8 protein-coding genes and 2 pseudogenes are annotated in these 11,069 nt (G+C 63.3%); 8 read left to right on the forward strand and 2 right to left on the reverse strand.

The features are described 5' to 3' along the window. A partial coding sequence (locus H7225_RS17075; RefSeq protein WP_290664007.1) for a DUF1993 family protein occupies positions 1-202 on the reverse strand: 202 nt, incomplete at its 3' end. Between the two features lie 117 nt (positions 203-319). Between H7225_RS17075 and ylqF the strand changes: the two genes are divergently transcribed. The 8 genes and pseudogenes from ylqF (at position 320) to H7225_RS17115 (ending at position 8,946) form a co-directional block, all read left to right on the forward strand. Then, positions 320-1,297: a ribosome biogenesis GTPase YlqF gene (gene ylqF, locus H7225_RS17080; RefSeq protein ID WP_290664022.1), complete on the forward strand. Its 978-nt coding sequence runs from the start codon at positions 320-322 to the stop codon at positions 1,295-1,297. Beyond that, positions 1,294-3,249, forward strand: a complete 1,956-nt coding sequence (locus H7225_RS17085) for an ATP-dependent helicase (RefSeq protein WP_290664010.1) — start codon at positions 1,294-1,296, stop codon at positions 3,247-3,249. Before ylqF ends, H7225_RS17085 begins: the two co-directional genes overlap by 4 nt. Positions 3,250-3,274: 25 nt before the next feature. Beyond that, positions 3,275-4,720: an NYN domain-containing protein gene (locus tag H7225_RS17090; RefSeq protein ID WP_290664012.1), complete on the forward strand. Its 1,446-nt coding sequence runs from the start codon at positions 3,275-3,277 to the stop codon at positions 4,718-4,720. A 319-nt stretch (positions 4,721-5,039) separates the two neighbouring features. Next, entirely contained in the window at positions 5,040-7,166 is a 2,127-nt protein-coding gene (locus tag H7225_RS17095) for a methyl-accepting chemotaxis protein (protein ID WP_290664014.1), read from the forward strand. A gap of 14 nt (positions 7,167-7,180) precedes the next feature. Continuing rightward, complete coding sequence (locus H7225_RS17100; protein ID WP_290664016.1) at positions 7,181-7,993, forward strand: CheR family methyltransferase; 813 nt, start codon at positions 7,181-7,183, stop codon at positions 7,991-7,993. A 134-nt stretch (positions 7,994-8,127) separates the two neighbouring features. Beyond that, positions 8,128-8,418 (forward strand): annotated as a pseudogene (locus tag H7225_RS17105) (hypothetical protein); the annotation flags it as partial. A 77-nt stretch (positions 8,419-8,495) separates the two neighbouring features. Further along, positions 8,496-8,627 (forward strand): annotated as a pseudogene (locus tag H7225_RS17110) (LrgB family protein); the annotation flags it as partial. A gap of 70 nt (positions 8,628-8,697) precedes the next feature. After that, entirely contained in the window at positions 8,698-8,946 is a 249-nt protein-coding gene (locus tag H7225_RS17115; protein WP_290664018.1) for a DUF3297 family protein, read from the forward strand. On the opposite strand, the gene H7225_RS17120 is transcribed toward H7225_RS17115, so the two are convergent. After that, positions 8,909-10,774, reverse strand: a complete 1,866-nt coding sequence (locus tag H7225_RS17120) for a hypothetical protein (RefSeq protein WP_290664020.1) — start codon at positions 10,772-10,774, stop codon at positions 8,909-8,911. The two genes, H7225_RS17115 and H7225_RS17120, sit on opposite strands and share 38 nt — an antisense overlap. Positions 10,775-11,069 lie beyond the last annotated feature (295 nt).

Here is an 11,069-nt window from a genome sequence, read left to right on the forward strand (position 1 = left end):
CGCCGCCCTTGATCATGTCAGCGGCAATCTGCACCTGGCGCGTCAAGGGGAACATGTCGGGGAAGATGCGCGAGTTCAGCAGCGCGGCTTCGTCAATCTTGCGGGCCTCGCAATGCGCGGCGGCCTTGCCCAGGATGGTCGACAGGTTGTTCAGGATGCGGATGGCCACGGGCACGCTGGCCGAGTACATGGAAATGGACATGTTGTGCTTTCTGAAGGGGTGGGGAGTGCGCATTACACCCCAAGCGCAAAAAGCCTGCACGCGCCGGGAGTGGGACAATGGCGGGTCTCGTCCACCCTAGCCTTGAAAGTCAGCAAGATGCCCATCCAATGGTTTCCCGGTCACATGCACCTGACCAAAAAAGCCATCAGCGAACGCATCAAGGAAACTGACGTCGTGATCGAGCTGCTGGACGCCCGCCTGCCGGGCTCCAGCGCCAACCCCCTGCTGCACCAACTCACGGGCCACAAACCCAAGCTCAAGCTGCTAAACAAGCAGGACTTGGCCGACCCGGCGCGCACCGAAGAGTGGCTGGCCCATTACAACAGCCAGCCCGACACCCGGGCCCTGGGCCTGGACGCCTCGGTGACCGCCCCGGCGCAGCGCCTCATCCAGGCCTGCCGCGCCCTGGCCCCCTTGCGGGGCGGCATGGCCAAGCCCATGCGCGTGCTGATTTGCGGCATCCCCAACGTGGGCAAGTCCACGCTGATCAACACCTTGACGGGCAAAAAGGCCACCAAGACCGGCGACGAGGCCGGCATCACCAAGATGGAGCAGCGCATCGCGCTGGCCGCCGACTTCTACCTGTTCGACACGCCCGGCATGCTGTGGCCCAAGATCATCGTGGACAAGAGCGGCTACAACCTGGCCGCCAGCGGCGCGGTCGGGCGCAATGCCTACGACGACGAAGAAGTGGCGCTGGAGTTGCTGAACTACCTGCGGCAGCACTACGCGCCGCTGATGGAGGCCCGCTTCAAGCTGGAGAACACCGCCGGCCTGCACGACGACGAACTGCTGACCGAGATCGGCCGCAAGCGCGGTGCGGTGCTGGGCGGCGGACGCATCAACATGCAAAAAGCCGGTGAGCTGGTGCTGACCGATTTCCGGGCGGCCACCATGGGCCGCATCACCCTGGAAACCGTGGACGAGTTCCAGGCCTGGTGGGCGGCCGGCATGGCAATCGAGGCCGAGAAAGCCAAGAAGAAAAACAAAAGCAAGAAAGGCACCCGCGAGGCCGATGCAGAAGCAGAAGCTGAAGCTGATGCTGAAGACCACGGCGATTCGGGCGATGAATGACAGACCCAGTCTTCCAACCCAAGGGCATCACGCCCACCGCTGAGCAGCGGGCGATCCAGCTTGAGCGCCACCGGCACGTCATTGTCGAGGCCAATGCCGGCGCGGCCAAGACCACCACCCTGGCCTTGCGCCTGGCCCAGGCCCTGGAGCGCGGTGCCAACCTGGACCACATTCAGACCCTGACCTACACCGACGCGGCCGTGGTGTCATTGCGCCTGGCACTGGACCGCATCGGCATCCCGGCCACGGTGCGCAACCGCCTGCGCATCCAAACCTTTGACCAGTTCTGCGCCGAGCGCCTGGCCAGCCTCGAAGGGCCCGGCGTGACGCGCTACAACGCGCCCGAGCAGCTCAAGCCCCACGTGCTGCTGGCCATCGACCGCGTCTTGTCCAACGAGGACGAACGCCACCGTGACGAGTTCGCCATCGAAGGCTCGGGCGAAGGCGCGGTGGAAGGCCTGCTGGCTTCGTTCGCCCGCCTGAAGGGCACGATGCAGTTGACCTTGGAGGCGGCAGACCGCCCATTGACCCCCGCCCTGGCCGATGAGCTGGGCCACGACTACCTGACCCTGCGCACCTTCTGGGCCTACGAGCACCTGCGCCGTGGTGGCCACCCGGATCGACACGCCTTCAGGGCACCCGATGACGCCACGCACGACCTGGCCAAGCTGCTGATGACCGAGGATGCTCTGCTGGAAGGCGAGCACCCCCTGACCCTTGGCTTGCACCTGGTCTTGCTGGACGAGATGCACGACACCAACCGGGCCATGTTCACGGTGCTGCAGCACCTGCTGGCCCAGAACCCCGCCGCCTTCATTGGCTTTGGCGACCGCGACCAGGTGATCCACGCCATGGCGGGCGCCGATGCCAGCTTCATGGGCAGTGGCTTTGACCGCGAGATCGGGGTGGCGCAGCGCTTGCCGCTGACCAGCTCCTACCGCTTTGGCCAGACCTTGGCGCGCCATGTGGGCCAGCTGGCGGTGAAAGACTACCTGTCGCAAAGCCTGCACGACACCCCGGTGAATGTGGTGCGCTGCGACAGCCTGAAAGACGCCCACCGGCACATTGCCCAGGTGCTTAAAAACCGCGAAGGCCTGAGCCCCAAATCATTGGCCTCCGAGATGGCCATCCTGCTGCGCCAACCGCACCAATCGGTCGAGCTGGAGAACCACCTTCTGGACCAGGGCGTGGACTACCGCACCGCCGGCTTCGACCCCTACCTGATGCGGCCCGAAGTGCTGTTCGTGCGCGGCCTGATCGCCCATGCGCGCGAAGAGTTCACGGCCATCGAAGACGTGGACACGCGCGTGCGCATCCTCAAATCGCTGCTGCTGTTTTGCGGCTCCTTTGTGGAGTTTGATACCACCGACCACGCCCAGCAGCAACAGGCCGAGCAACTGGCCATCAAGGAAGTGGCCGCGCAGCCCGCGCTGGTGCCCCACTTCGTGCAAAACCAGGTGCTGCGCAACGCCCCGCCCCACATCCGGGGCCTGATCTACGACGCGCTGGACGTGATCCGCGCCAACGCCACCGACGTGCTGATGGAGCGCTTCGTCCAGGCCCTGGCGCCCCAACAACTGGCCGCGCGCGTGATGGTGCGCACCGACGACATCGCGCAGGTGAGCGCCAACATCCAGGGCCTGATCCAGTCGGCCGCCACCTTCGACAACGTTGAGTCGTTCTTTCGGGCCATGAACGCCCGCGAGGTGCGGCAAAAAGCCATGCGCAGCAAGCACTGCGTGGTGCTGTCCAGCATCGAGGCCGCCAAAGGCCTGGAGTTCGAACACGTGATCATGCCGGGCCTGAACAAAGGTGAATTCGCCGTGGGCGGCAATACCGCCGACAATCGCAATCTGCTGTACGTGGGCATGACCCGCGCCAAGCACCGGCTGACCATCCTTTACGACGGCGCCAAGCCAAGCAAATACCTCTACGACGCCGGGCTCATCTAGCAGCCCTCATCAGGGACAAACAATCATGGCCACACCCCAAGACCACATCAGCATGGCGCTGTTCTGCGACTTTGAGAACGTCGCCCTCGGCGTGCGCGATGCGCAGTACGACAAGTTCGACATCAAGCCCGTGCTAGAGCGCCTGCTGCTCAAGGGCAGCATCGTCGTCAAGAAGGCCTATTGCGACTGGGAGCGCTACAAAGGCTTCAAGGCCACCATGCACGAGGCCAATTTCGAGCTGATCGAGATCCCGCACGTGCGCCAGTCCGGCAAAAATTCGGCCGACATCCGCCTGGTGGTCGATGCGCTCGACCTTTGCTACACCAAGTCGCACGTCAACACCTTCGTCATCATCTCGGGCGATTCCGACTTCTCGCCGCTGGTGTCCAAGCTGCGTGAGAACGCCAAGTACGTGATCGGCGTGGGCGTCAAGCAATCAACGTCCGACCTGTTGATCGCCAATTGCGACGAATTCATCTTCTACGACGACCTGGTGCGCGAAAGCCAGCGCCAGGCAGCCCACCGCGACAAGCGCGACAACCGCGAGCCGCAACAAGCCCGCCGCACGCCCGAAGAAGAAAACCGCCGCCGCGAAGAACTCCACGCTCACCGCACCAAGGCCGTCGAGATGGCCGCCGAAACCTACGAAGCGCTGGTCACCGACCGCGACGAAGGCGGCCGCATCTGGGCCTCGGTGCTGAAAGAGGCCATCAAGCGCCGCAACCCGGGCTTCAACGAAAACTACTACGGGTTTCGCACTTTCGGCAACCTGCTGGAGGAAGCGCGTGCACGCGGCCTGCTCGAGTTTGGGCGTGACGAAAAATCCAGCGCCTACGTGTACCGCAGCAGCGGCGCGGTGCCCCGCACCGAAGACACCAGCGCCACCGAAAACAGCGCCACAGAACAGCCCAGTGCCCACACACAACACGGTGAAGCCGAGGCACCGCAAAACGAGCCCACCAACCGCGAAGACCGTGGCGATGGCCGCCGCCGGGGCCGCGGTGGCCGTTCGGCCTCGGGCCGTGGGCAACAACAAGGTGAACGCAGCGAACGTGGTGAAGCACGCCGCATGCCGAATGAGGCCGAGCAAAGCCGGGGCCGTGATGGGGGTCGCGAGGCCCACCCAGGTGATCGGGCGCCAAACCACCAGGATCGCCCCGCCCCCATGACGGCGCCAGCACCGGTGGCACCCGTCATGGCCGCGCCGGCGCCACTGAAGGCCAGCCCCGCCAGACCAAGCCAGGCCCAGGCTGAAACCGCCGCCCCACCTGCCGCCAAGAAAGCCCCGCGCGCCGCCGCCAAAAAGGCCCCAGCTCGAAAAAGCGCGGCCGGCAAGGCCAATGCCAGCGCTGCTGCCGCGCCCGCAGATCTGGCCAAAGCACCCACCCAAGCCACCAGCGATGCGCCCGCCGCCCGCAAGGCCGCGCCTCGCGCCCGCCGCCCCCGAAAGGCGGCCGACGGCGCGGCCTGATCAGCCTGGTACGCCGAGCGAAATAGCGCCATTGCGTGCCACATTTCACGCGCCTTGACCCGGGGTGGTCTACATGTTTGAGGGTGTCAAGCCGATATACATGGCTTGATCCGAAAAACATGGAATGACTTCATGCTGGGCTTATGCCACTTTGACGCAGCTTGGGTTTCTTTCGCGGGCCATCGGAACATGCCTTGCTCGACCAGCACGAGTCGATCGGTTTTTACCGACTCGTCGAGTTTGAACTCGTTTCAGAAAAACCCGGACCCTTGGCGCTGCTGGCCGTCGATCCACATTCAATCAGTGAAGGACACCCAGCATGATCTCATCGACGCATTCGTGGATCACCCGCCTCTTCGACAACGCCAAGTACCGCCAACAACTGGCCGAGGCCGAGCAAACCAGGCTGGACGCTGACATGGCGCTGGCCGATATGAAGGGCCAACTCAGCGCGATCAACAAGGCCCAGGCCGTCATCGAGTTCTCGATGAACGGCAAGATCCTGAACGCCAACGAGAACTTCCTGAACACCTTGGGCTACTCGCTGGCCGAGATCCAGGGCCAGCACCACAGCATGTTCGTGGACGCCGCCTACCGCGCCACCCTGGAGTACCGCGTGTTCTGGGAAAAGCTGGGCCGTGGCGAGTTCGATGCCGGCGAATACAAGCGCATCGGCAAGGGCGGCAAAGAGGTCTGGATCCAGGCCTCGTACAGCCCCATCATGGACAAGAATGGCAAGCCCTTCAAAGTCGTGAAGTACGCCAGCGACATCACGACTGCCAAGCTTCAGGCCGCTGACGTCTCGGGCCAACTGGCGGCGATCAACAAGGCGCAAGCCGTCATCGAGTTTTCGCTGGACGGCAAAATCCTGCATGCCAACGACAACTTCTTGAACACACTTGGCTATTCATTGGCCGAAATCAAAGGCCAGCACCACGGCATGTTCGTGGACCCGGACCACCGCGCCAGCATCGAGTACCGCCTGTTTTGGGAAAAACTGGGCCGTGGCGAGTTCGATGCCGGCCAGTACAAGCGCGTTAGCAAGGGCGGCAAGGAGGTCTGGATCCAGGCCTCGTACAACCCCATCATGGACATGAACGGCAGGCCCTTCAAGGTCGTGAAATACGCCACCGACACCACGGCGCAGGTCAATGCGGCCCAAATGCTGTCACAGGCCGTCGAGCAGGCCCAAGGCGTCACCTCGGCCGCCCAGAGCGGTGACCTGAGCCAGCGCATCCCCATGACCGGCAAGAGCGGCCCGATCGAGGTGCTGTGCGGCGGCGTCAATGCGCTGCTGGAAACCACCGGCGTAATTTTTGACGACGTGGGCCGCGTACTGAGTGCGCTGTCGGCCGGTGACCTGACGCAGCGCATCAACCGCGACTACTCCGGCGTCTTTGGCCAGGTCAAAGACGATGCCAACGCCACCAGCGAGAAGCTGTCCAGCATCATTGAGGACGTGGGCCGGGTGCTCGGGGCCATGGCCACGGGCGACTTGGGCCAACGCATCACCCGCGACGCCGAGGGCACCTTCGACCAGGTCAAGACCGACGCCAATGCCACCTGCGAAAAGCTGGCCAGCATCATCGACGAAGTGCGCGGTGCCGCCGACGCCTTGTCGGGCGCGGCCAGCCAGGTGAGCGCCACCGCCCAGTCGCTGTCGCAAGCGGCCAGCGAACAGGCCTCGTCGGTGGAAGAGACCACCGCCTCCATCGACATGATGTCGGTGTCCATCACGCAGAACAGCGACAACGCCAACATCACCGATGGCATGGCCACCAAGGCCAGCACCGAAGCTGCTGAAGGTGGCGAAGCCGTCACGCAAACGGTGCAGGCCATGAAGCAGATCGCACAAAAGATCAGCATCGTGGATGACATCGCCTACCAGACCAACCTGCTGGCCTTGAACGCCGCCATTGAAGCAGCCCGTGCTGGTGAGCATGGCAAGGGCTTTGCCGTGGTGGCCGCCGAAGTGCGCAAGTTGGCCGAACGCAGCCAGGAGGCCGCCAAAGAAATTGGCGACCTGGCCATGCACAGCGTGGCCACCGCCGAGCGGGCAGGCAAGCTGCTGGGCGAGATCGTGCCCTCCATCCAGAAGACCAGCGGGCTGGTGCAGGAGATCGCCGCGGCCTCGTCCGAGCAAAGCCAATCGGTGTCCCAGATCAGTGGCGCCATGTCGCAATTGAGCAAGGCCACGCAGCAAAACGCATCGGCCTCTGAAGAGCTGGCCGCCACGTCCGAAGAACTGTCGGGCCAAGCCGAGCAACTGCAGCAATCGGTGGCCTTCTTCCACCTGGGCGAAGAAGCCGCCCCGACCAAGAAAACCAAACCCGAGGCCGACAGCGGCAAACGCCGAGCCAATGGCGCTTCGGCCATGCGCGCGGTGACCTCCTCGTCCAGCCCGGGCGCGCCGCGCACCGTCAACGGCAACTTCCGCCCTTACTGAGCCAGGAGCGGATCATGGTTGAACTGCAGGACGAAACCTTCCGTCAGATCAGTGGGCTCATGTACAAAACCATGGGCTTGTCGCTCGGCGACAGCAAGAAGCCCCTGGTTTCATCGCGCCTGGGGTCTCGCATCCAGCGCTTGGGCATGGGTGATTTTGACGACTACCTGGCCTTGATCTCAGGTGCCCATGACGATGGCGAATTCCAGGTCGCGGTGGACCTGTTGACGACCAACGAGACCTACTTCTTCCGCGAGCCCGAGCACTTCGCCTGGCTGGAGAAGGACATCGAAGCCCAGCGCCTCAAGGCGCCTGCCATCTGGAGCGCCGCCAGCTCATTTGGCGATGAAGCCTTCAGCATTGCCATGCTGTTGGCCGACTTGCAGCAAAAAGGCCGCATCAGCCCGACCTGGTCCATCCTGGGCACGGACATCAGCGACCGCGTGTTGCGCAGCGCCAGCCAGGCCATCTACCCCGAAGATCGGCTGCGGCACGTGGCGCCCCGGCGCTTGAAGCAATACTGCCTGCGTGGGGACGGCGATGCCGAAGGCCTGGTACAGATCCAGCCCAAGCTGCGCGAGCACGTGCGCTTTGGCCAGCTCAACCTGTGCCGGCCGATCGAAGACATCGGGCCTTTTGACGTCATCTTTCTGCGCAACGTGCTGATCTACTTCGACGCGCCCACCAAGCGCGAGGTCGTGGACCGCGTGCTGACCCAGCTGAAGCCCGGCGGCCTGTTCTTCATCGGCTCGGCCGAAGGCCGCGTGGCCTGCGACACACCTTTGAAACCCATCGCCACCGGCGTTTTCCGCAAGGTGGCCACATGATCGCCGAAACGTGTGCGCACACCTTCCTGCACCCCGGTGACGTCGTGTGCGCCCACCGGGGCGACCAGCTTCAAACCTTGCTGGGCTCATGCGTGGCCATCCTCCTGACCGACCCGCACCGAACCGTCGGCGCAATGTGCCACATCGTGCACGCGAACTCGGCCCCCGCCACAGCCACAGCCCGGCTGGCCACTTGCCACGCCGGCACCGCCCTGTCCACCATGTACCGTCTGATCAAGAACGAAGGCTTTGCGCCCCAACTGTGCAAGGCCTATGTCTACGGCGGCGGCAACATGTTCCCGGCCTTGACTTTGTCGCATCAGCAGCAACGCCATGTGGGCGACGCCAACGCCCATTGGGTGCTTCAGGCCTTGTTGCACGATGGCGTGGAAATACTCCACCACGACCTGGGTGGCTGCGCTTACCGCCGCGTCGCCTGGACCATCGGCCCTCAGGCACCTCAGGTGGTGGCCGTCGACGTGGCCTGCCCCCCGGCACACCGATTGGCATGGCCTCACAAGGCATTGACACCTGGCGCGCCCTGCAGATCAGCGAGCAGGCCGAGGCCTTTGCAGCACGGGCCATGGGCCTGAACGGGCTGATAACCGCCTGTCGCTGCCTGTTGAACCGCTGATTAAACCAAGCCATGGAAATCCGGGAGAATCGCAGCAGTCTGTCCGCATCTACCGAACCATGAAACACCCATGAGCGAAGCCCACCAAACCCCAGCCCTGCCCGACCGCCTCTCCATTGATCCGAACAGCACCCACTACAACGCCGCCGTGTTCGAACACGACATCGGCATCCGATTCAATGAGAAAGAGCGATTCGATGTGGAGGAATACTGCGTCAGCGAAGGCTGGGTGAAGGTGCCCGCTGGCAAGAAGGTAGACCGCAAAGGCAAGCCGCTGCTGCTCACCCTGAAGGGCAAGGTCGAAGCGTTTTACAAGTGACCTGCGACCGCCCAAAGAGCGAAGACCTCAGCCGCGCCATGGCCAGCTTTCCGACATTGATCGGCGGCAGCGTCACGGTTTGTCCAAGCGCAGGCAGCGTGAACGGCACGTAGCCCGCCTCGCCCCATTGGTAAAACCGCCAGTCGGCTGATTGCCAAGGGGTGTCGAACTCAAAACGCACCACCTTGGGCTTGCCATAAGGCGTCACCTCCTCCACGGCGACCGCGAATAGGCCAGCACGCACCCGGTCGCCTGCCTTAAATGGGTGCGTGCTGAAATCGCGGCTGAGCGCCTCGCCAAACCCATTGGGTGCGGTCATACGAATGGTTCGGTCACTCACGGCCGTGAGCGTGAGCCACTGATCACCACTGGCCAGGGCCTGGGTTGAATCAGCATTGCGCAAGCCATGGTACTCGCGCACCAAGGGGTAGTAGCCCACGAACAGCGCCTGGGGTGGATTCACCAAGATCACATGGACGCGAACACCACGCTCGATGTCGGGCAACGACAGGGGTTCATCGTGATCGAGCGTTTGGACCACCTTCGGCGTGATGGCCGCCAGCCCCACAGTGGCCAGGGGGTAGAGCAGCAGGTGCACCACCATCAAGATGCCCACGACCAATTTAGACACCCAGGCCCATCCGCCCGTGTATTGCCGATGGTGGGCCATCACGTGCAAGAACAGCATGGCCAGCAAAGCACTCAATCCAAGTTCGGCGTTGAGCAGCAAACGGTCATTGGACTCGGCGGCGCAAACTGGGACCAACGCCAGCAACGCGCCCAGTGCATAGAAGCGGGCCAAGGGCTTGGACCACATGTCAAAGTAATGGGCCACCAGCGCACTGCCCACCACGGCCGAGGCCGCAATGAGGGCGTACATCGACCGCATGGCGTCGGGCAGCGCGCCCAGCGTCGATGAGGTCACCCCGTACAGGTAGGACAGCAACAGCGAGGGCAGGCGCAGCAACAGCGCATGCGCAAACTGGAGCGGGGCAACCGCCGGGTCGATGTAGCCGCCTGTTTCAGCGCTGCCATAACCCAGCTGGCTGTAGACCAGGCGCCAAGCAATCACGATGAACAGGAAAGGCAGCAAGGACAAGAGGCGCGCCCTCCAGGACTTGCCGTGCTCATAGGCCACGGCATAAGCGACCAGGTAAGCCATCGTGGCAACCGCCGCCTCAGCCGACAACAGGCCCAGCAACAGGCTCAGCATGGCGAACACACCGTAGCGGCTTCCCTGCCCTTGCCGCCATTGGTGGAAGAAATGGAGGGTGATGACGAGCAGGCAGGCGGCCATCAGCTGATTGCGTGCCGCCAGCCAGATCACGGTCATCAAATGCACGGCGCTGAGCGAGAAAATCAAAGTGGCCACACCGCCCTGCAGTGGGGCTGGGTCGAGCGCGCGGTAAAGGCGCGCCAGCAAGCAGATCAGCAGGCCATACCAGAGCAAGCTGTGGACGTGCATCATGACCGGCGAGTTGGGCCACAGCTGGTAGTCCAGCCAATGCGTCAACTCGGACAGGGGCCGCCAGAACGACATGCGCGCATGGTCGGCCGCCCACCAGGGGACCTGGCCAATGTCCTTCAGGTGCTGAACGTGCTCGGTTTGGCCATCCGCGAAGGTGAACAGGCCAAAGAACGAACCGGGGTGGGATTGGATGGTCTGCCCGTTCAACAGCGACTTGAACATGAAGTCGTCGCCAATGAGACCGGTGTTCAAGGTGGGCAGCACCAACAAGGTGCCCAGCAAGGCCACCAAGGTGATTGACCACCGCCTGGACAAGAGAATGTCTCGCGCCACGCGCTTCAAATGAAATGCGGCACTCAAGTAGAGCGCATGGTGCTGGCGAGGGGAGAGCATCCCCCGTATGAAATTAGCGATCAGATCCATGCCTCTTAAGCTGCAATAAATTTACGTTGCGTTGAATGTATCGCATTTACCCAAATGTGTGACCTGAAGTCAATGTCACGCCTGCGGGACTGCACTCAACACCCAGCTCAAGAGCGCCTCGCGGTCGGCATCCACCAGGCTCATGCCCTCGCGCTCGCACGCTGCCAATGCCACGCCACAAGTCGCGGCCACCAGGTCATCGAAGGATGAACTCGCCGCCGCCGGGTCAAAG

Origin of the sequence: Aquabacterium sp. (assembly GCF_014378415.1) — a bacterium.
GTDB lineage: Bacteria > Pseudomonadota > Gammaproteobacteria > Burkholderiales > Burkholderiaceae_C > Aquabacterium.